The organism is Citrobacter sp. KH_055_1 (genome assembly GCF_057838705.1).
Genome location: NZ_CM174473.1, coordinates 797,145 through 818,684 on the forward strand (window position 1 = coordinate 797,145; position 21,540 = coordinate 818,684).

General features: G+C 54.3%; 19 protein-coding genes. 15 read left to right on the forward strand and 4 right to left on the reverse strand.

The genetic code is table 11. The features are described from left to right. Positions 1-485: 485 nt before the first annotated feature. The 6 genes from pgaA to AC3ITF_RS03940 all read left to right on the forward strand — a co-directional run bounded on the left by pgaA (position 486) and on the right by AC3ITF_RS03940 (position 7,427). Positions 486-2,948, forward strand: a complete 2,463-nt coding sequence (gene pgaA, locus AC3ITF_RS03915; RefSeq protein ID WP_117343806.1) for a poly-beta-1,6 N-acetyl-D-glucosamine export porin PgaA — start codon at positions 486-488, stop codon at positions 2,946-2,948. A gap of 9 nt (positions 2,949-2,957) precedes the next feature. Then, the gene (gene pgaB, locus AC3ITF_RS03920; protein ID WP_117343807.1) at positions 2,958-4,979 is read left to right on the forward strand and encodes a poly-beta-1,6-N-acetyl-D-glucosamine N-deacetylase PgaB; all 2,022 of its coding nucleotides are present in this window, start codon (positions 2,958-2,960) and stop codon (positions 4,977-4,979) included. Then, on the forward strand, positions 4,976-6,310 hold the full coding sequence (gene pgaC, locus AC3ITF_RS03925) for a poly-beta-1,6-N-acetyl-D-glucosamine synthase (protein WP_016246533.1): 1,335 nt from the start codon (positions 4,976-4,978) through the stop codon (positions 6,308-6,310). Before pgaB ends, pgaC begins: the two co-directional genes overlap by 4 nt. After that, positions 6,307-6,807 carry a poly-beta-1,6-N-acetyl-D-glucosamine biosynthesis protein PgaD gene (gene pgaD / locus AC3ITF_RS03930; protein ID WP_115257548.1) on the forward strand — a complete coding sequence of 167 codons (501 nt, stop codon included), beginning with the start codon at positions 6,307-6,309 and terminating at the stop codon, positions 6,805-6,807. The genes pgaC and pgaD overlap by 4 nt, the downstream gene beginning before the upstream one ends. A gap of 105 nt (positions 6,808-6,912) precedes the next feature. Then, positions 6,913-7,143, forward strand: a complete 231-nt coding sequence (gene yjdI / locus AC3ITF_RS03935) for a 4Fe-4S mono-cluster protein YjdI (RefSeq protein ID WP_115257549.1) — start codon at positions 6,913-6,915, stop codon at positions 7,141-7,143. Between the two features lie 11 nt (positions 7,144-7,154). Then, positions 7,155-7,427 (forward strand): GNAT family N-acetyltransferase, encoded by a 273-nt coding sequence (locus tag AC3ITF_RS03940; RefSeq protein WP_096755814.1) that lies wholly within the window; start codon positions 7,155-7,157, stop codon positions 7,425-7,427. A gap of 45 nt (positions 7,428-7,472) precedes the next feature. On the opposite strand, the gene AC3ITF_RS03945 is transcribed toward AC3ITF_RS03940, so the two are convergent. Beyond that, a complete protein-coding gene (locus tag AC3ITF_RS03945) occupies positions 7,473-8,402 on the reverse strand; it encodes a LysR substrate-binding domain-containing protein (protein ID WP_096755815.1) in 930 nt (309 codons plus the stop codon). 393 nt (positions 8,403-8,795) lie between these two features. On the opposite strand from AC3ITF_RS03945, the gene AC3ITF_RS03950 reads away from it, so the two are divergent. The 7 genes from AC3ITF_RS03950 (at position 8,796) to AC3ITF_RS03980 (ending at position 17,299) form a co-directional block, all read left to right on the forward strand. Further along, the gene (locus AC3ITF_RS03950; protein ID WP_489176148.1) at positions 8,796-9,401 is read left to right on the forward strand and encodes an ankyrin repeat domain-containing protein; all 606 of its coding nucleotides are present in this window, start codon (positions 8,796-8,798) and stop codon (positions 9,399-9,401) included. A gap of 15 nt (positions 9,402-9,416) precedes the next feature. Continuing rightward, positions 9,417-10,316 carry an oxamate carbamoyltransferase subunit AllH family protein gene (locus AC3ITF_RS03955; RefSeq protein ID WP_489176427.1) on the forward strand — a complete coding sequence of 300 codons (900 nt, stop codon included), beginning with the start codon at positions 9,417-9,419 and terminating at the stop codon, positions 10,314-10,316. After that, a complete protein-coding gene (fdrA, locus tag AC3ITF_RS03960; RefSeq protein ID WP_489176149.1) occupies positions 10,294-11,841 on the forward strand; it encodes an acyl-CoA synthetase FdrA in 1,548 nt (515 codons plus the stop codon). Before AC3ITF_RS03955 ends, fdrA begins: the two co-directional genes overlap by 23 nt. After that, positions 11,841-13,259 (forward strand): YlbE family protein, encoded by a 1,419-nt coding sequence (locus AC3ITF_RS03965; RefSeq protein WP_096755819.1) that lies wholly within the window; start codon positions 11,841-11,843, stop codon positions 13,257-13,259. The genes fdrA and AC3ITF_RS03965 overlap by 1 nt, the downstream gene beginning before the upstream one ends. Positions 13,260-13,376: 117 nt before the next feature. Continuing rightward, positions 13,377-14,927, forward strand: coding sequence for a xanthine permease (locus AC3ITF_RS03970; protein WP_096755820.1), 1,551 nt, complete (start codon positions 13,377-13,379; stop codon positions 14,925-14,927). 26 nt (positions 14,928-14,953) lie between these two features. Beyond that, on the forward strand, positions 14,954-15,904 hold the full coding sequence (locus AC3ITF_RS03975; RefSeq protein ID WP_115257552.1) for a carbamate kinase family protein: 951 nt from the start codon (positions 14,954-14,956) through the stop codon (positions 15,902-15,904). A gap of 12 nt (positions 15,905-15,916) precedes the next feature. Then, positions 15,917-17,299 carry an amidohydrolase family protein gene (locus tag AC3ITF_RS03980; protein ID WP_135911455.1) on the forward strand — a complete coding sequence of 461 codons (1,383 nt, stop codon included), beginning with the start codon at positions 15,917-15,919 and terminating at the stop codon, positions 17,297-17,299. Between the two features lie 51 nt (positions 17,300-17,350). Here the strand turns inward: AC3ITF_RS03980 and AC3ITF_RS03985 are convergent, their stop codons facing one another. Next, entirely contained in the window at positions 17,351-18,253 is a 903-nt protein-coding gene (locus AC3ITF_RS03985; RefSeq protein ID WP_489176150.1) for a nickel/cobalt efflux protein RcnA, read from the reverse strand. Positions 18,254-18,372: 119 nt separating this feature from the next. Between AC3ITF_RS03985 and rcnR the strand changes: the two genes are divergently transcribed. After that, positions 18,373-18,645: a Ni(II)/Co(II)-binding transcriptional repressor RcnR gene (rcnR, locus tag AC3ITF_RS03990; protein WP_016154292.1), complete on the forward strand. Its 273-nt coding sequence runs from the start codon at positions 18,373-18,375 to the stop codon at positions 18,643-18,645. A gap of 52 nt (positions 18,646-18,697) precedes the next feature. Here the strand turns inward: rcnR and AC3ITF_RS03995 are convergent, their stop codons facing one another. Together AC3ITF_RS03995 and AC3ITF_RS04000 are read right to left on the reverse strand one after the other, a co-directional pair. After that, positions 18,698-19,927 (reverse strand): amino acid permease, encoded by a 1,230-nt coding sequence (locus AC3ITF_RS03995; protein WP_135911457.1) that lies wholly within the window; start codon positions 19,925-19,927, stop codon positions 18,698-18,700. Between the two features lie 142 nt (positions 19,928-20,069). Beyond that, on the reverse strand, positions 20,070-20,525 hold the full coding sequence (locus tag AC3ITF_RS04000; RefSeq protein WP_115257555.1) for a multidrug/biocide efflux PACE transporter: 456 nt from the start codon (positions 20,523-20,525) through the stop codon (positions 20,070-20,072). 101 nt (positions 20,526-20,626) lie between these two features. Here AC3ITF_RS04000 and AC3ITF_RS04005 point away from each other — a divergent pair, with 101 nt between their 5' ends. After that, a complete protein-coding gene (locus AC3ITF_RS04005; RefSeq protein ID WP_117343813.1) occupies positions 20,627-21,511 on the forward strand; it encodes a LysR family transcriptional regulator in 885 nt (294 codons plus the stop codon). The last annotated feature ends 29 nt before the right edge of the window (positions 21,512-21,540 follow it).

The following is a 21,540-nucleotide window of genomic DNA, read 5'->3' on the forward strand; positions in this document are numbered from 1 at the left end:
CGCCACGTTGACCTGACCGACGTCGGCGCATTCGTAGGATGTGCATGCTGACCGGTAGAGACATTTCAGAGATCTCTCTGTCTACCGCCCAAGTTAGTTAACAGGCAAACAGTTACGTAACGTTCTTATATTTTTTTGAAATATTATCCGCAATGGCATGGTTTTGCCGCCAAAATTAACCGAAACGCAGTGTTCAATCCCAGGAGTATTAGGAGAACATGGTCTAAAATACTTTTTTTGCTTAAGAGTTTTCCTATCGCGTAGCAACCGTGTTCGCGTAGTGTTAAAATTCATGAGTTTTTGATCTCCTCCTTGTACTAGTGGATGAGGTGCTGGTCGTCAATAAGACGAAAGAATTAAATGGGTTACAACCACATTGCTAAATAAGCGGCACTGTTTCTTTACATGGTCGGCAACCGTCAGGGAGTGACGATAACCTATTGATAACGCTTATTTTTACTCTGGTGTAAGATATAAGGGAAGATATGTTCAGTATGCGTCGACATGCCAAATTCATTACACGCTTTAAGTCTGTAAGCTGTTTATTTACGGCCAGCGTTCTTTTCCCCCTACAAATCTCTGCGGCAGTATCAGATTATGATGCGTTGATTATTGAAGCGCGAGGGGGTAATAGCGCGCCACTATTGCGCTACCTTGAAGATCAGGGAAAGAAAAGCGCGCTCACGCCCAATCAGGTTGCCGACTGGCTGCAAGTCTCCAGTTGGGTTGATAACAACGACAAAACAACAATTGCTATCTGGCAGCAGTATCGCGGGAAGATGGATGTGCCTGCGCGCGGTAAAGTTGCCGCTGCGCGTGCGTATCGCAATCAGAAAAGCTGGAATGATTCCTTAGCTATCTGGGAAAGCGTGTTGCAGGAAGAGCCTGATAACGCGGATGTTCGTACCGGCTGGATAATGACGCTGGCAGATGCCCGTTACAATCAACAAGCCCTGACCGAGGCGAATAAATGGGCGCGAGCGCATCCGGGAGCCGATTCCGATGCCCTGCTTGCCTACGTGTACCATTCGCAGAATAAAAACTGGGATGCATTGCTTGTCGCCAGTCAGGCGGTTGACGTTGATCCGGGTAACAAAAATGCAAAATCAACGCTGTTGTCCGCGCTGGCAGCCAACCGCATAGCCGAACCTGCGTTGGGACTGGCGGAAGAGGTTCCCACATCCGATCCCGTGAAGCGTCGCCTTGCGCTTGATGCCGCGGCCGAAAAGGTGCGCTCTTCGTATACGACCGCGCGCAATGAAGAAGAACGTTTTATCGTGGCGGACAAAGCCCTTGCCCGCTATGACCAACTGCTTGCTGCCTGGAAAGATGATCCCGCAGCCCAGGGCGATGTGCGTCGTGCGAGAATAGACCGTATGGGGGCCTTGCTGGTCCGCAAGCGTACCGCTGACGTTATTACCGAATACGAATCACTGTCAGCCGAAGGCGAAGTCCCCAACTATGCAAAACGTTGGGTGGCTTCCGCGTGGTTAAGTGAACGTCAGCCGGAAAAAACCGAAGCGATGCTGATGAGCATCTACTATCCGAACGGGCCGATACCCGTTACGCCGCTTAGCCCTGAAGATCAACAGGATCTGTTCTACGCGCATATCGATAATGAAAACTTTGTTGATGCCAAAAAACAGGTCGATGCGTTAATCAAAGACAGCCCGTACCTGCGACGGATCTATGGTTCGCCTACGCCGCAGCCTAACGATAACTGGCTGCTTGGTCAGACGCTACTCGCGCAATATCACATTGCCGCTAATGAGCTGCCCGAAGCCGAAAAGCTGACGGAACATTTGGCGCGTACTGGCTCGGGTAACCAGGGGCTACGTATCCTCTATTCTTCCGTACTCGAAGCCCGCGGTTTGCCGCATGCCGCCGAAAAAGAGCTGAAGCTTGCGGAAGTGATCGAGCCAAGCAACCTGGAACTGGAGCGTCAGCAGGCTTATGTGGCGCTGGATCTCCAGGAATGGAAGCAGGCCGATGAACTGACTGATGATGTCATCGCTCGTAGCCCGGATGATGAGGCAACGCTGCGTCTCGCGCGCATTCGCGATGTGCATAAAATGTCTGAACTGCGGATCAGCGGCACGCAGGGGATCTCCTCTGATAGCCCGGTCAGCGGTAAGAATGACTTCAATATCAATACCGCCATTTACAGCCCACCGATCAATGACAACTGGCGACTGTTTACTGGATTCAACTTCGCTACTGGTGAATTTGAAGAAGGTAAGGGCATCAGCCGCGATCTGGCGGCCGGTGCGGAATGGACCTCCCGTGACTACTGGGCTGAAATGGAAGTTTCAGGTCGTAATTATGGCGATGGTCAGAAAATAGGTGGTCGTCTTTCTGGCTGGCATGATTTCAACGATAACTGGCGCGTCGGCGGTTCGGCGGAGCGTCTTTCGCGTAATACGCCCCTACGCGCATTGCGTAGCGGCGTGTACGCCAACGGTGGAGATATGTTTGTCCGCTGGTATCAAAACGAACGACGAGAGTATCAGTTGTCGTTTGCCGCATCACATTTCTCGGATGGTAACGATCGCATCGAGTACGGGCTGAGTGGAAAAGAGCGCCTGTGGACGACGCCGCGCTTTACGCTGGACTTCACGCCGGGCATCGGCGGCAGTACCAACACCAAAGAAAATGTGCCGTATTACAACCCCAAAAGCGATTTCTCTGTGGTACCCGGCTTGAGCGCGGAGCAGGTCCTTTACCGACACTATGACACGGTCTGGACCCAGCAAGGCGTGGGCGGTGTGGGTAACTACTGGCAGCAAGGCGAAGATGGCGGTGCGATAGTTCAGTTAGGTTACGGACAGCGGCTTAAATGGAATAACGTCGTGGATGGCGGGGTGATGCTGATGTGGGATAAACGCCCCTACGACGGTAAACGTGAGCGGAATATCTCCCTCGCTTTCGATTTGAATGTTAGGTTTTAAGGATAGAACATGCTGAAAAGATGCCTGTGGCTTGGCGCACTCATCGCTGGCTGGTTGATGATCACCGCGTGTAGTAGCGCGCACAATACGACACCTCGCTATGTTCCTCCAGGAGAGAGAACCGAGCTGACGGCGGACCATCCGTGGCCAAAAAATAGTTTCCTGGTGTTGGGTTATCACGATGTTGAGGATGGCGCAGCGGATCAACGCTATCTTTCTGTACGTACCAGTGCGCTGAGCGATCAGATCGGCTGGCTGCGTGACAACGGCTATAACCCGATCAGCGTGCAGCAAATTCTCGATGCCCATGACGGCAAAATCGTGCTGCCTGAAAAAGCCGTCTTACTTACCTTTGATGACGGCTATAGCAGCTTTTATACCCGCGTCTGGCCGCTGCTAAAAGCCTACAACTGGCCTGCGCTATGGGCGCCGGTGGGAAGCTGGGTGGATGCCCCTGCCAACAAAAAAGTGGATTTTGGTGGCCTGATGACGGCCCGAGACAAGTTCGCTACCTGGAAAATGGTTGAGGAAATGGGCAAATCGCCGCTGGTGGAAGTCGGTGCGCATACCTGGAACTCACACTTCGGCGCAGAGGCGAACCCGCAGGGCAGTAAAGAACCGGCGGTGGCGAACCGTCTGTATGACAAGAAAACCGGTACGTATGAAACGGATGAGCAGTACACTCGCCGCATTAATACCGATATCTCGTTGATCACCAACAAAATTAAGTCTGTAACCGGGAAATCGCCTCGCGCGTGGGTGTGGCCGTACGGCGCTGCTAACGGTACGACGTTGAATTTGGCCAAAGAGCACGGCTATAAAATGGCGTTTACGCTCAACGAAGGGTTGGCGAATGCGGCGTTCCTTGATGATATTCCGCGTGTACTGATCTCAGATAACCCTTCTCTTAAGCGTTTTGCCAGTCAGGTCGCTCAGGTACGTGAACCGCAGACCATGCGCGTGATGCATGTCGATCTGGATTACGTGTATGACAAGGATCCTGCCCAGCAGAAGAGAAACATCGATAAGTTGATCCAGCGTGTTTACGACATGCGCATTTCACATGTCTTCCTGCAGGCGTATGCCGACCCCAAAGGCGACGGGAATATTCGCGAACTCTATTTCCCTAACCGTTGGCTGCCGATGCGTGCCGATCTCTTTAACTACATCTCCTGGCAATTACAAACGCGTGCTGGCGTGACGGTTTATGCCTGGATGCCGGTGCTGGCGTTCGATCTCGATGCGTCTATTCCGCGTGTCACCGCATGGGATCCGAAAACCGGACGCAGTGCGATTAACCACGAACAGTATGTGCGTCTGTCTCCCTGGAGTAGCGAAGCGCGTCAGCGCATTACCGAGATCTATGAAGACCTGGCGAAGCACGCCAGCTTCAAAGGCATATTGTTCCATGATGATGCATTCCTGACGGACTTCGAAGATGCCTCGCCGGATGCGTTAGCCGCCTACCGCGCTGCGGGCCTTCCGGACAGCATTGAGAAAATCCGTAACGATCCGCAGGCGTTTGAGCGCTGGACTCGCCTGAAAAGTAAGATGCTGATCGACTTTACCCAGCAACTGACACGTTCGGTGCGTAATATTCGCGGCCCGCAGGTACAAACGGCGCGCAATATTTACGCCATGCCGGTACTGGAGCCAGAAAGTGAAGCCTGGTTTGCACAAAACCTGAATGACTTCCTCAATACCTATGACTGGACTGCACCGATGGCGATGCCATTGATGGAGAATATTCCAGCCAATGATGCCAATGCCTGGCTCGACAGATTGGTGAATGCCGTTGCGCAGACCCCAGGCGCGCTGGATAAGACCGTGTTTGAGCTGCAGGCACGCGACTGGCGTAAATCCGGCGAACAGGCCGAAATCAGCGGTAAACAGATAGCCGAATGGATGCGCCAGCTTAAATTAAGCGGTGCAGGTAACTACGGTTATTACCCGGATGATTTCATCAGCGACAAACCCGAGATGTCAGAGATTCGCTCGACGTTCTCATCATATTGGTACCCGCAAAAATGACCGATCGCATTATTGCTTTCCTGATACTTTGCCTGATGTTCAGCCTGCCGTTTGGCGTGGCTGTCATCTTTACGGGTGAAGTGATGCTGAACTTTGTCTTCTTCTGGCCCTTGTTCATGTCTGCTTTGTGGATAAGCGGTGGGGTGTACTTCTGGTTTTACCGTGAGCGCCACTGGAAATGGGGAGACGATACACCGCCACCGACGCTGGAAGGAAATCCGCTGGTTTCGATTTTGATCCCCTGCTTTAACGAAGGGATCAACGCCCGCGAAACCATCAGTGCCGCGATGGCTCAGCGCTATAAGAACATTGAAGTTATTGCCATTAACGACGGTTCAACGGACGACACGCACGACGTGCTGGAACAGTTGGCAATTGAGTACCCGAGCCTGCGGGTGATTCATTTAGCTGAAAACCAGGGTAAAGCGCTGGCGCTCAAGACCGGTGCAGCCGCTGCGCGTAGCGATTATCTGGTGTGCATCGACGGTGATGCGCTACTGGATCGCGATGCGGTGGCCTATATTGTGGCCCCGCTGATCCAGTTCCCGCGTGTGGGGGCGGTAACCGGGAACCCGCGTATCCGTACCCGTTCCACGTTGATCGGCCGCGTGCAGGTCGGCGAGTTTTCGTCAATCATTGGTCTTATCAAGCGTACCCAGCGAGTCTATGGGCAGATCTTTACCGTCTCCGGCGTAATTGCGGCGTTTCGCCGTCGTGCGCTGGCTGAGGTGGGATACTGGAGCCCCGACATGATCACCGAAGATATCGACATCAGTTGGAAGCTGCAGTTGCGCCACTGGTCGGTATTCTTTGAACCGCGGGCGCTGTGCTGGATCCTGATGCCTGAAACCTTAAAAGGGTTGTGGAAACAGCGTCTGCGCTGGGCGCAGGGTGGGGCTGAGGTGTTTATTGTTAACATGCGCCGCCTGTGGTCGTGGGAATTCCGCCGCATGTGGCCGCTGTTCCTCGAGTTCTGTTTTTCGACCGCCTGGTCGTTTGCCTATGCGGTCAGCATCCTGTTGTTCGTGTTAGGGCTGATCATGCCGATGCCTGACTCGTTATATGTGCAGCATCTGTTCCCGCCAGCCTTTACCGGACTCATCCTCGGCGTGGTCTGTTTACTGCAGTTTGCCGTGAGCCTGATGATCGAACGACGCTATGAAAAAGGAATTGGCGCCTCGTTGTTCTGGATTATCTGGTTCCCGGTGGTGTACTGGATGCTGAGCCTGTTTACCACGCTGGTGGCGTTCCCCAAAGTGATGCTCAAACGCAAACGCGGGCGCGCGCGCTGGGTGAGCCCTGACCGTGGAATAGGGAGGATCGAACCATGAACCAGCCACTGATCTTTACCGAGCGGCGTCTCCTGCCACGCATAATTGACGTGCTGTTGACGCTGATTGCCTGGGTTGGGTTTCTGTACCTGATTTATAAAGGGCTGATTACCGCGCTGGCGCACTCACCATATATGGGCGTGCGGCCGTTTTTCACCACCCTGGATACGGTGACTTTTTACATGCTGGTCGCCTTAATCAACGGACTGGTGCTGATTGGCTGGGCGAAGTACAACCAGTACCGTTTTCGGGTGGAACGACGCAACCGCAGACCTGGGCTTGAACATCATGAGCTGGCAGAAAGCATGCGTATTACCCCGGAACTGGTAACAGAGCTCAACAAAGCCAGGGTGCTGACGGTGCATCACCATGAGAATGGTGAAATCAGTCACGTCGATGTGGACAAGCACATTGCCGATAACCGGTTGCCACCGCCCACGCCGGCCATGCTGACGATGCTGCCGGAAAGAACGCTCGAGTCTGAAGACGCAAAATAATGACCCTCAGGCGGCATGAGACAATTTGTGCCGCCTGTTACATCCTTCAACCCTGCATCGGACTATGATTAGACTCGGTACAATAAAAATAACTGAGGCAATGTCATGGATAAGGAACTACTGGATGCAGGCTACCGGGCCTATACCGGTGAGAAGATCGACGTCTATTTCAATACGACAATGTGCCAGCACTCGGGGAACTGTGTGCGCGGCAGCGCGAAGCTGTTCAACCTCAAGCGTAAACCGTGGATTATTCCTGATGAAGTTGATGTTGCCACGGTTATCAGGGTTATCGATACCTGCCCAAGCGGTGCGCTGAAATACCGTCAGAAATAAGTGAGGAAACCATGGAAATTCTTGCAGGCCATAACAAATTTTATGTGAATGATGCGCAGGGCAACCAGGTCGCTGAAATCGTCTTTGTGCCGACTGGCGAGCATCTGAGCATTATTGAACATACTGATGTCGACCCGAGTCTGAAAGGTCAGGGCGTGGGTAAACTGCTGGTGGCAAAGGTGGTGGAGAAAATGCGCGCCGAAAACCGCAAGGTTATTCCACTGTGTCCATTTGCCAAACATGAGTTTGATAAAACCCGCGAGTATGACGATATCCGCGCCTGATATGCGCAGTTGTAGGCCGGATCGGCGCCGCCGTCATCCGGCATCTCATTCCCGATGCAGCAGATCCTGATAAATCCCCGTCAGAACCCCGTGTGGGCCAAACTCCTTTTTAATCCACTGAGTGACCCGGCCGGTTGCCGAGTGCTGGGTTGCCAGCAGCATGCGTGAATCCTGACGCGGGTTATGGATCTGACGCGTCACCAGCAGCGACTTCTCCATTGCCTCACGCACCATGTAGTCCGGCAAAAAGCCAATACCTTCGCCGAGGATCTGGCACTGACATTTAGTATTAAAATCGGGGACCAGAATGGACTCCTGCCCGTGCAGCAGCCAGCCGACCTTCTTGTTAATGGTATGCGCGGTGTCTTCGACCATGATGTTTGGGTACAACCGTAGCTGACTTTCTGAAATAGGTTCAGGCATAAACGCCAGCGGGTGATCCGGGGCAATGGCAAACGACCAACGGATCGCCCCTATCTCGGTGTAATCAATTCCGCCGCCGTCCAGTAATGTGTCCGGCGCGCCAATGGCGATGTTGGCCTGGTTATTAATTATGGAATCCCAGACGCCGTTATACACTTCGGTGGTCACGGTTATCTGGCAGGTTGGAAACTGCTTTTTGAGGGCCTGCAACAGCCGCGCGGTATGCTGCGGGGTGTAGAGCAACTGGTTAATGCAGATGCGCACCCGCGCCTCAATACCCTGAGCGATGGTATCAATACTGCGCTTGATGGCGTGGAAGTCGTTTAGCAGGTCGGTCGCCTTGCGGAAGAAATAACGCCCGGACTCGGTTAGTTCAATGCTGCGGGTATTGCGGGTAAACAGCACCACGTCGAGCCCCGTTTCCATTCGCTTGATGGTGTAGCTGATGGCGGAGGTGGTTAAACCCAGCTCTTCGGCGGCCTTGCTAAAACTGCTGTAGCGCGCAGCCATGGTGAACGCCAGCAGGTTCTCCTCGGTAAAAATTGAATTCATCCTCTCTCTCCCCTCGGGCTCGTCTACCCCCTGCCATACGATGATTGTTGAATGTATTTGTAATCCTTATGCAGAGCAACCAGTTTTGAACGGAATTTAACACTAGGTTCACATTTGATTTGAAGGCAATCACACTTCTGTCTTTTAGTTGCAGGCCGCTATCCGTGCAGCATCCCGCTTTATTTCCCGGATGACTGAATAATGTCTAAAAGAGCAGCGGTCATAAGAGAAAGATTGCACTACAGCACGTTTTTGCTCTCATTATTAAATACTATTCAATAATCGACTCACTAACGATGAATGAAATTTAAGCGGATGTTATTCCCCTCTCTCTGTTGCTATTCTCAGGTTATCGGAATTTTAAAAAGCCTTAAAAACTGCAGGAGAATGATTATGTCAGAGAAAGAACTTATTACTGAATTTCTGCTGGCGGCAGAGCAGGGTAATGCGCAGGGATTAACATCCTGTCTGGCAAAAAGTGTGGATATTAATGCGACCAATCGCCAGGGACGTACCGCCATCATTATTGCCAGCCTGAATAAACATTATGACTGCGTGTCTTTATTGATTGAGGCCGGCGCCGATATTAATAAACAAGATCAAACCTGTTTTAATCCCTTCCTGATTAGCTGCCTGACCAATGATTTAACGCTGCTGCGTTTGGTGTTACCGGTTAACCCTGATCTCAATGTTCTCAGCCGTTTTGGCGGCGTTGGCATTACGCCTGCCAGCGAAAAAGGCCACGTGGAGATCGTGCGTGAGTTGCTGCTGCGTACCGACATCAACGTTAACCACACCAACTTTGTCGGCTGGACGCCGCTGCTGGAAGCCATCGTACTCAACGACGGCGGCGCAAAGCAGCAGGAAATCGTCAAGCTGCTGCTCGACAATGGTGCGAATCCGCACATGACGGACAAGTACGGCAAAACCCCGCTGGAACTGGCGCGGGATAAAGGGTATCACCAAATTGCCGAGCTGCTGATTGCTGCCGGAGCTTGACCGAGGAGCGCCACTATCGCCACGCCATCACGGCGATGCGTAACGGCGCTAACCGCCGACGACGCGTTTCTTGAATTTCGGGGAACGGGGCGTGTAGAACAGGTTTTTTCCCGCGCGGTAAACCTGTTCATACCCGAGCTGCAGCGATTGTTCACCTTACTGAGCGAGAGCGGCGATAACGCGCCTAACAGCTGTCGGCTGGCGCTGACGCATTGTAAAGATCTGTTTCATCCCGGCGAGCCGGTGAGTTTTACCGAGACGGGGATAGCCGTTGGCACGGATAAATGGATAGCAACCTCCGGGTGTCAGACCTGGCAAATGCCGAGTTGGTCGCCAGATGCAGACCGCTTCGCAGCAATTTCCTGGCGTTGCTGGGCAGAGGTTATCCGCCAACAGCTGAATCACCGCGACACATTATTTTTGTACCAGGGTGATAACCCGTTTTATCAGGAAATCGCCCGTGAATTACAGAACCGCCGCCGGGCATTAATCGCCGCCCTGAATAATGGCGAAAATATTTCTTTCGCAGTTGGCCAGTTAATCGGTCTGGGAATTGGCTTAACGCCATCATCCGATGATTATTTAGTTGGTCTGAGTACGGTTTTATTTATTAACGGTCACCCGTTAAAAAAATATCAGCACGATTTTTTAGCAGCATTACGGATTGCCGGGAATAACACGACGCTGCTCAGTAAAATAACGCTGGAAGAGGCTTTTCATCAGCGTTATCGGGAAAGCGTTGCACGACTGGTAACCCATATTATTACGCGGCAACACCACGTTGCTACGCCATTTATTACTGACATTAAAAATATCGGCTCAAGTTCTGGCTGCGACATGCTGTATGGCATGGCGGACGCCTGCACCCTGAGCCATCGGTCCGGAGGGAATTATGTCGATCAGGATAGTTGTTAAAAAGAACACGTATTTTGATTCTGTGTCACTGATGTCTATCTCAACGCGCGCTAACAAGCTCGATGGCGTGGAGCAGGCGTTTGTGGCGATGGCAACGGAAATGAACAAAGGCGTGCTGAAGAATCTCGGCCTGCTGACGCCTGAACTGGAAGAGGCGAAGAGTGGCGATCTGATGATTGTCATCAAGGGTGCGAGCGAGGCGGCGAACGCGCAAACGCTGGTGGCTATCGATGAGCTGTTCACGCACAAGGAGCAGGGCGGCCAGCACGAAGCACGCTATGCCACGCTTGCCAGTGCGAAGAAGCATGTTCCCGACAGCAACCTGGCGGTGATTTCGGTCAACGGCCTGTTCGCGGTCCGTGAAGCGCGTCAGGCGCTGCAAAATAACCTCAACGTGATGTTGTTCTCTGACAACGTGTCCCTCGACGATGAGCTGGCGCTGAAACAGCTGGCGCACGAAAAAGGGCTGTTGATGATGGGGCCGGACTGCGGAACCGCCATTATTAACGGTGCGGCGCTGTGTTTTGGTAACGCAGTGCGTCGCGGCAATATCGGCATTGTCGGCGCATCCGGCACCGGTAGCCAGGAACTCAGCGTACGTATTCATGAATTTGGCGGCGGTATTTCCCAGCTGATTGGCACCGGTGGACGTGACCTGAGCGAAAAGATTGGCGGCCTGATGATGCTCGACGCGATTGCCATGCTGGAGGCCGATCCGCAAACCGAGATTATTGCGCTGATCTCCAAACCGCCTGCGCCTGCGGTGGCCCGAAAAGTGCTGGATCGCGCGCGCGCTTGTCACAAACCGGTGGTGGTGTGCTTCCTCGGACGTGACGCCGCGCTGGCGGATGAAGACGGATTGCAGTTCGCCCGAGGCACCAAAGATGCGGCGCTGCGCGCGGTCCTGCTCAGCGGCGTGAAAAAAGAGAGCCTGGATCTGCATCCGCTCAACTGGCCGCTGATTGAAGAAGTGCGCGCCCGTCTGACACCGCAGCAAAAATATATCCGTGGGCTGTTCTGTGGCGGCACGCTGTGCGATGAGGCGATGTTTGCCGCGATGGAAAAACATGCCGAGGTGTACAGCAACATTCACCCGGACCCGGCGTTCCGCCTGCCGGATATTAACCGCAGCGTGGCGCATACCTTCCTCGATTTTGGTGATGACGACTTCACCAACGGCAAGCCGCACCCGATGATCGACCCGACCAACCGCATCAGCCGTTTATTGCAGGAAGCGCGGGATCCTGAAGTCGGCGTGATCGTGATGGATTTCGTCCTCGGCTTTGGATCGCATGAAGATCCGGTGGGCGTGATGATCGAGGCGATCGCTGAGGCGAAAGCGATCGCTGCCGCAGACGGACGTCCTCTGGAGATCCTCGGTTATGTACTGGGAACCGACCAGGATACGCCATCACTGGAAAAACAGTGCCAGATGCTGACCGATGCCGGGGTTATCTGGGCGAGCAGCAGCACCAACACCGGATTGCTGGCGCGTGAATTTATCTGTAAAGGGGAGGAAGCCTGATGAGCCAGACGCTGTTTACCCAGCCGCTGAACGTGATTAACGTCGGCATCGCGATGTTCAGTGATGACCTGAAAAAGCAAAATGTACCGGTGACCCAGCTCGACTGGACGCCGCCGGGCCAGGGCAATATGCAGGTGGTTGCCGCGCTGGATGAGATTGCCGATTCGCCGCTGGCAGACAAAATTGCTGCCGCAAATCAGCAGGCGCTGGAACGTATTATCCAGTCGCACCCGGTGCTGATTGGTTTTGATCAGGCCATCAACGTGGTACCGGGCATGACCCGCAACACCATCCTGCACGCTGGGCCGCCGACCCGTTGGCAAAACATGTGCGGCGCGATGAAAGGGGCCGTGACCGGGGCGCTGGTGTTTGAAGGACTGGCGAAAGACCTCGATGCCGCCGCCGAGCTTGCCGCCTCCGGTGAAATCATCTTCTCGCCGTGCCACGAGCACGACTGCGTCGGATCGATGGCGGGCGTCACGTCGGCCTCAATGTTCATGCACATTGTGGAAAACAAAACCTACGGCAACCGCGCATATACCAATATGAGCGAGCAAATGGCGAAGATCCTGCGTATGGGGGCGAACGATCAGAGCGTTATCGATCGCCTGAACTGGATGCGCGACGTGCTGGGACCGATGCTGCGCGACGCCATGAAGTTGGCGGGGGAAATTGATCTGCGCTTGATGCTGGCGCAGGCGCTGCATATGGGCGATGAATGCCACAACCGCAATAATGCCGGGACGGCGCTGCTGATTCAGGCGCTGACCCCATGGATTATCCAGACCGGCTATCCGGTGGCGCAGCAGCGCGAGGTCTTTGAGTTTGTCCTTAGCAGCGACTATTTCTCCGGACCGACGTGGATGGCGATGTGCAAAGCCGCGATGGATGCTGCGCACGGTATTGAATACAGCACCGTGGTGACAACGATGGCGCGCAACGGCGTTGAGTTTGGTCTGCGCGTCAGTGGGTTACCAGGCCAGTGGTTTACCGGCCCGGCTCAGCAGGTGATTGGCCCGATGTTTGCGGGCTATAAGCCGGAAGATTCCGGGCGTGATATCGGCGACAGTGCGATTACCGAAACCTACGGCATTGGCGGTTTTGCCATGGCGACGGCGCCAGCCATTGTGGCGCTGGTCGGCGGTACGGTTGAGGAAGCGGTCGACTTCTCTCGCCAGATGCGTGAAATCACCCTTGGCGAAAACCCGAACGTCACTATTCCGCTGCTCGGTTTTATGGGCGTACCTACCGCTATCGACATTACGCGTGTCGGCAGCACCGGCATTCTGCCGGTCATCAACACCGCGATTGCCCACAAAGATGCGGGGATCGGCATGATCGGCGCGGGAATTGTCCATCCGCCGTTTGCTTGCTTTGAAAAGGCAATTCTCAGCTGGCGCGATCGCTACTGCCAATAACGATAACCAGGGGCTAATGCCGTTAGCCCCTGGTCATGAAGCGAATAACGTTGCTTACCTGCAGGGCTGGGCGATCCCCGCGATCGCAAACGATGCTTAACCTGTAAAGGATATTCCATGAACAGCACAAAACTAGAATGGAAACGGGGTGACTGGGCGGCTTACTTTGGGCTGATGACCAACAACCTGACTAACCTGCTGACAATGATGGGGTTGCTCATCTTTGTCGTCGGGATCCCTACCGAAATTGTCTACGGCCGTATTGCGCCTGCCTTTGGTCTGGCGGTGCTGGTGGCCAGCGTCTGCTACGCCTGGTTTGGCCTGCAGATGGCAAAACAGACCGGACGTAAAGACGTGACGGCGCTGCCTTCCGGGCCGAGCGCCCCGTCAATTTTCACCGTCACCTTCCTGGTGCTGATGCCGGTGTATCAGCAAACCAAAGATGCCAACTTTGCTATCCAAATCGCGCTGGTGTGGTGTTTTGTCGAAGCGTTGATCCTGGTTGGTGGCTCGTTCCTTGGTGAGACCATCCGCAAGATGATCCCACGCACGGTGCTGCTCTCTTGTTTATCCGGCCTGGGTCTGCTGCTGCTGGCGATGAACCCGATGCTGCAGGCGTTTGAAGCGCCAACCGTATCGTTCATCGTGCTGCTGCTGATCTTCATTAACTGGTTCGGTAAGAAGCCGATTTTTGCCCGTATCCCTACCGGCCTGCTGCTGCTGATCGCCGGTACGGCATTGGCGTGGATCTCCGGCCTACAAAGCCCGGAAGCGATCAAAGCGTCGATGTCTTCCTTTGGCTTCAACCCGCCGGAAATTCACGTCGACAGCTTCCTGCAAGGCTTGCCGCACGCGCTGCCGTATCTGGCTTCTGCGGTTCCTCTGGGACTGGCGAACTACATTTTTGACCTTGAGAACATTGAAAGTGCGCACGCCGCAGGCGATGAGTACAACACCCGTAAAGTCATGATGGCGAACGGCTTTGCATCAATGCTGGGCTGCATGTTGGGTAATCCGTTCCCGGTTACCGTGTATGTCGGACACGCGGGCTGGAAAGCGATGGGGGCCAGTATCGGCTATACCCTCGCGTCGGGGATCACCATGTTCCTGGTGCCGCTGTTCGGTCTGGGGGCGTTTATGCTCGCCATTATTCCGATGACCGCGATCGTGCCGATACTGGTGTTTATCGGCGTGGTAACCGCTAACCAGGTGGTGCGAGAAACGCCCAAAGTTGAGGTGCCCGTCATCTTCATCTGTCTGTTCCCGTGGATTGCCAACTGGGCGTTAACCATTGTGAACAGCGTGATGGGGGCGGCGGGAACGTCAGCGGCTAAACTCGGAACCGACCTGCTGCACAGTAAAGGTGTGTACTACGACGGGCTGGTGCACCTCGGTAGCGGCGCGCCGCTGGCCAGTATGCTGTGGGGCTGTATCGCCATCTTCGCCATTATCAACAAACCATTACGTGGGGCGATTGCCGCCGCCGGTGGGGCGCTGCTGTCGCTGTTTGGCGTGATCCACTCCCCGGCCGTTGGGTTTGCTGAAGGCAGTTCGCTGATGTTTGTCATGGCCTACCTGATGATGGGCGGGATGTTCGTGATAAAGCATGTGCTCGACAGCCGTGAAGCGGTGACTGCCCTTGAGCAGCAACCGACCAAAACCTCCTGAATCGCTTTGCTGTGGAAGATGACGCTATGAAAGAACTTGTGGTCGTTGCCATTGGCGGCAACAGCATTATCAAAGATAACGCCAGCCAGTCGATTGAGCACCAGGCTGAAGCCGTAAAAGCCGTTGCCGATACGGTGCTGGAGATGTTGGCATCGGACTACAACATTGTGCTGACGCACGGCAACGGGCCGCAGGTGGGACTCGATCTGCGGCGCGCAGAGATTGCCCACGAGCGTGAAGGCTTGCCGCTGACGCCGCTGGCAAACTGCGTCGCCGATACCCAGGGTGGCATTGGTTATCTGATCCAACAGGCGCTGAATAACCGTCTGGCGCGGCGTGGCGAACAGAAGGCGGTCACTGTGGTCACGCAGGTGGAGGTCGACAAAAACGATCCGGGATTTGCCAACCCCACCAAACCGATCGGCGCGTTTTTTAGCGACGCTCAGCGTGATGCGCTACAGCTGGCCAATCCGGGCTGGCGCTTTGTTGAGGATTCCGGGCGCGGCTACCGTCGGGTCGTCGCTTCGCCGGAGCCGAAGCGCATCGTCGAAGCCGAGGCGATTAAAGCACTGACCCAGCAAGGCTTTGTGGTGATTGGCGCGGGCGGCGGTGGGATCCCGGTGGTACGTAGCGATCAGGGGGATTACCAGAGCGTAGATGCGGTGATTGATAAAGATCTCTCCACCGCGCTGCTGGCGCAGGAGATCCGCGCCGACGTGCTGGTGATCACCACCGGCGTTGAGAAAGTGTGTATTCATTTTGGCAAGCCTGAGCAGCAGGCGCTGGACACCGTGGATATTGCAACAATGACCCGCTACATGCAGGAAGGGCATTTCCCGCCGGGCAGCATGTTACCCAAAATCGTTGCCAGCCTGACGTTTCTCGCCCGTGGCGGCAAACGGGTGATCATCACCACGCCGGAATGCCTGCCCGCCGCGCTGCGCGGTGAAACAGGCACCCATATTGTCCATTCCTGAAAGGAGATGCGAATGAAGGAAAGTAACAGCCGCCGTGAGTTTTTAAGCCAGAGCGGAAAAATGGTCACCGCTGCCGCGCTATTTGGCGCGGTCGCTCCGGTCGCGTATGCTGCGGATCCTGTCGGGACAACCCGTTGCGCGAAGAACACGATGACGATTAACGATAAACACTACTACCTGGATAACGTCCTGCTGGAAGCGGGATTTGATTACGAAAACGCCGTGGTGGTGCATACCCGTACCGCGCTGCAAACCGTAGAGATTAAGGACGGGAAAATTGTTGCGCTGCGTGAGAATAAGCAGCATCCGGATGTCACGCTGCCGCACTACGATGCAGGCGGAAAGCTGATGCTGCCCGCCATGCGCGACATGCACATCCATCTGGATAAAACCTTTTATGGCGGTCCATGGCGCTCACTCAACCGCCCGGCGGGCACCACTATTCAGGATATGATTCGCCTGGAGCAAAAGCTGCTGCCTGAACTGCAGCCGTATACGCAAGAGCGTGCGGAAAAGCTTATCGACCTGCTGCAATCAAAAGGTACCTCGATTGCCCGCAGCCACTGCAATATTGAGCCGGTTTCCGGGCTGAAAAATCTGGAGAATCTACAGGCGGTGCTGGCGCGTCGTCAGCCGGGTTTTGCCTGTGAGATCGTGGCATTTCCGCAGCATGGCCTGCTGTTATCGAAGTCTGAACCGCTGATGCGTGAAGCGATGCAGGCGGGGGCGCAGTACGTAGGTGGGCTGGACCCAACCAGCGTGGACGGGGCGATGGAGAAATCCCTCGATACCATGTTCCAGATTGCGCTCGATTACGATAAAGGCGTGGATATCCATCTGCATGAAACCAGCCCGGCAGGCGTGGCGGCGGTGAATTACATGGTGGAAACGGTAGAGAAAACCCCGCAGTTGAAGGGCAAGCTGACCATCAGCCATGCGTTTGCGCTGTCTACGCTGAACGAGCAGCAGGTGGATGAACTGGCGACCCGCCTGGTGGCGCAGCAAATTACCATTGCCTCGACGGTGCCGATTGGCACGATGCACATGCCGCTGAAACAGCTGCGCGACAAAGGCGTGGTGGTGATTACCGGCACCGACAGCGTGATCGACCACTGGTCGCCGTACGGGCTGGGGGACATGCTGGAAAAGGCGAATCTGTACGCGCAGCTTTATATTCGCCCTAACGAACTCAACCTGTCGCGGGCGCTGTTCCTTGCCACCGGCGATGTGCTGCCGCTCAACGATAAAGGCGAACGCGTATGGCCAAAAGCACAGGATGAGGCCAGCTTTGTGTTGGTGGATGCCTCCTGTTCTGCCGAGGCTGTCGCTCGAATTTCTCCCCGTACCGCAACCTTCCATAAAGGCCAACTGGTGTGGGGGAATGTGGCGAGCTAGTCAGGTTTCACGCGCAGCGGCAAAGGTCGCTGCGCGCTATTGTGACTCGTGTTACCCCACGATCCCCATATAACCGTGAATGCCCATATATACGCCGACCATAGCAATCAACACACTGGAAAAATAGGGGGCTTTGCGCGCCAGCGTGTTAAACCCGCTCCAGCGTTTGGCTGCCTGCTGCACGCTGATGGCCGCGCCTACACCCACCGTAACCAGCGTTATTGCCAGACCGACGCTAAAGCACAACACCATGGTGGCCCCCAGCGTAAAAGCTTTGAGCTGGATGCAAATCAGCAATACGGTGATGGCGGCAGGGCACGGGATCAGCCCGCCGGTCAGGCCAAACAACAAAATTTGCCCGTTGGTAACCTCTTTACCCGCAAAGCGGCGCTGGATATCCGTGGCATGCGCCCGTTCGTGGGCATCCTGATACTCTTTTGAACCTTCAGCAAAGCCTGCCAGCGCGGCATGATCGTGTTCGTGGTGATGATCATGATGATGATGAGCGTCGTGGTGAGCATGATGATGGTGGTCATGGTCATGGTCATGGTGGTGATCATGGTGATGGTGATGATCGTGCCCGTGGTCGTGATGCGCGTCGGCCAGCCAGTTCTGCTCCCCGCGCCATGTGCGCCAGAACATCCACAATGCGGTACTCAGAATAATAATCGCCGAGACAAACTGTAACCAGGGTTCGACCGCCTGGGCGGTAAAGGCTTTGCTGATATACATCCCACCCAGCGCAATCAACCACACCACGGCGGTGTGCGACAGCGTCGCCGCCAGTCCCAGCATGACCGCCTGTTTGATGGTGCCTTTAATGGCGATGATAAAGGCCGCCATCATGGTCTTGGAATGCCCCGGCTCCAGGCCGTGTAGCACGCCCAATAAAATCGCACTGGGAATAAAGAACCAGGCGTTGCCCTGCTGAAGAAGCGTCGAAAATTCACCCATGAGAATGATTCTTAGTTGGTTTGTTTCGTCAGATTCTACTCCCCCCCAGTACCGAATACTACCCCCCAGTAGATCGGCACGGTATAGTACGTCATGATTTATGCAACGGGGACAGGACGATGTCACATACGATCCGCGACAAACAAAAGCTCAAAGCCCGCGCGAGTAAGATTCAGGGGCAGGTAGCTGCGCTGAAAACTATGCTTGATGAACCGCATGAATGCGCCGCCGTTTTACAGCAGATTGCGGCAATTCGCGGCGCGGTAAACGGATTAATGCGTGAAGTGATTAAAGGTCATCTGACCGAGCATATCGTGCATCAGGGTGATGAAATCAAGCGTGAAGAGGATCTGGACGTCGTGCTGAAGGTGCTGGACTCCTACATCAAATAATTCAGTTTAACGGCTCATCCACATAGTGGAATGAGCCGTTAAACAACACGTTCTAGCCAAAAAACATCACAGATACGCACAGCAGACCGACAATCAGGGTGATCAGATTGCCCACCGAGCGGTACGGCTTCAGGGCCGGGATCAGATAGGTAGACAATGTCGGCATGATGAACAAAATCATGGCGATCAGCGGCCCGCTAATCGCGTAAATCATTGAAATTGCATTTGGATTAATGCAGCAAATGATAAACGTGATGGTGGAGACCAGCATAATAGACAGGGCGCGGTTAAAGGCCCGGCTTTTCTTCACACCAACCTGGTGCAGCGACGTTTTGACCAACTCTGTCGCCCCTTCAATCACGCCAAAGTAGGTGCCGAGGAACGATTTTGACATCGCCACTACGGCGACGATGATCCCGGAAATCGACAGCCATGCGGGCGCGTTGGGCATCATCGACAGCGCGGACAGAATGGTCACGCCCTCGTGCTTCGCATCTTCAATGTAATTTACCGGAATCGACATCAGACAGCTGAAGACGAAAAACAGCACGCTCAGGCAGATGATAACGTAGGCGACTTTCATGATTTTTTTGCATTTACCCATGGCCTGCTCGCCGTATTTCTCACGTCTGTCGATAGCAAACGTGGAGATAATCGGCGTATGGCTAAAAGCGAAAACCATCACGGGAATCGATATCCAGACCTGATGCAGCGTGTGCTGATCAAACGACATCTGGCCGGTGAGTAACGTTGGCTGCCAGCTTCCGGTCAGGTAGAGCGACAGAAACAAAAAGTAAGCGATCAGCGGGAATACCAGAAAACCCATCACCCGAATGGTGGCCTGGCGACCCATCAGAAAAATCAAATTCAGCACCAGCACTACGCCGAGACTGACCAGCATACGTACGCGAAGATCGATCTCGATATGTTTTGCCAGCTGTTCGGTGAGTGAGTTGGTGATCGCCACGGCGTAGATCAGCACCACCACAAAGAAGGCCACAAAATAGAGGGTGGTAATCAGGCTGCCTATCTTTTTGCCGTAATAGTGGGTGACTGCGCCAGTGATCCCTTCACCCGCTGAGGTTTTGGATGACAGAATAAACTGGCACAGCGCTTTATGTGGCCAGTAGGTTAAAGGCCAGGCGACGAGTGCGGTGATAAACAGCACCACCGCGCCAGCAGAACCCAGCTGTATGGGGAGGAAAAGGGTTCCTGCGCCGACGGCAGTCCCGTATAACGCGAAGCTCCAGAGAGTCTCTTCTTTTGACCAAATTTTCGACATTATTTGAACGTATCAACTATAAAATAAACAAAAAGAAGCGCAATTTACCACAAATGAGCGGGGCTGGGGGAGGTGTGAGCATGTGGGCGGGAGAAGGGATGAATAGCCGGAATGGAGATAATTCCGACTATTCATTGGATTATCAGGCAGTAACGCGCTGCTGGCGACGTTTCATTACGCGCTCGCGTAATGTGTCATACGCCCAGTTATAAAACATGGTGTACGGCAGGAAGAACAGGAAGAAACCAATTTCCAGGGTGAATGCTTGCAGCAGGCTGACGTTCAGCACATACGCCATAATGCTCACCCCAATCACAATAAACCCACTTTCAAAACCTAACGCGTGAAATGCGCGGACCTTAGCCGTACGTTTTACCAGGTGAGTCGGCCATAAGCGGTCAAACAGGGCGTTATAAATGATATTCCAGATCATCGCCGTGGTCGCCAGAAGTATGGTCAATCCGCCCATTTCCAGCACTGAGCGCTGCATCAACCACGCGGCGGTTGGCGCGAGAACGGCGGTGGCAATACCCTCAAAACAGACGGCGTGAAAAATACGTTCCATTAACGAACGGCGTTGGACTGTATCGTGTTGCATAATCTGAAACCTTCTTTGATGCCCGGATAACGGAATAGTGGTAATTTTATCGTTTTATGTGATATCTAAAAGATAGGATCCATCGATAAAGTAGATAGTTTATGCGCTACTCTCCTGAAGCATTAACGGCATTTGTTGAGACCGTCTCCTGCGGCTCATTTTCTGCGGCGGCGCGGCGGTTACGCAAAAGTCAGTCCACCATCAGCACGGCGATAGCCAATCTGGAAGCCGATCTCGGCTTTGCGTTGTTTGACCGCTCTTCACGTCAACCCACGCTCACCGAGCAAGGTAAGCGGATTCTTGGCTATGTGCAGGCGATTCTGTCGGCCAGCGAGCGGCTGGATGAAGCGGCGATTTCGCTGTCGGGTGCAACGGAAGCACGTCTGACTTTTGTGCTTTCGGACACCCTGCATCCGGATGTGTTGGAAGATTTGATGGTGCAGTTTGACCGACTGTTTCCGCACACCGAGTTTGAATGTCTGATTGGCGAAGATGAGGACGTAATCGATCTGCTGCAAAAGGGACGTGCGCAGGTTGGTCTCCTTGAAGCGCGCGAGGATTACCCCACGGACATGGGCGTCACACGCCTGCCGATGCAAACCTTGATGGGATTGTACGTGGCGGTTTCGCACCCGCTGGCGGCGCAGGAAAAACTGCAGTGGGAGCAACTGCGTACCTGGCGCGAGCTGCGGCTAAATACCTATCTGGAAAGCGGCACTAACGTGGCGCGCGGTCCGGTGTGGTCAGCGCCTAACTATTTATTGTTGCTCAGTATGGCGGTGCAGGGATTTGGCTGGTGTGCGCTGCCTTGTGCGCTGGTGGAGGAGTTTGCTGCGGAAAAACAGCTGGTACAGCTGAAAGTGCCTGGCTGGCCAAAGGCTATTTCTATCGACCTGCTGTGGAACAAGAAATCGCCGCCTGGCGTGGCGGGAAGCTGGCTACGCGATCACTTACAACAGGGTGGCGTTTCGATGATAGATAAATGATACACATTTCCTTTGTGATAAAACTCACC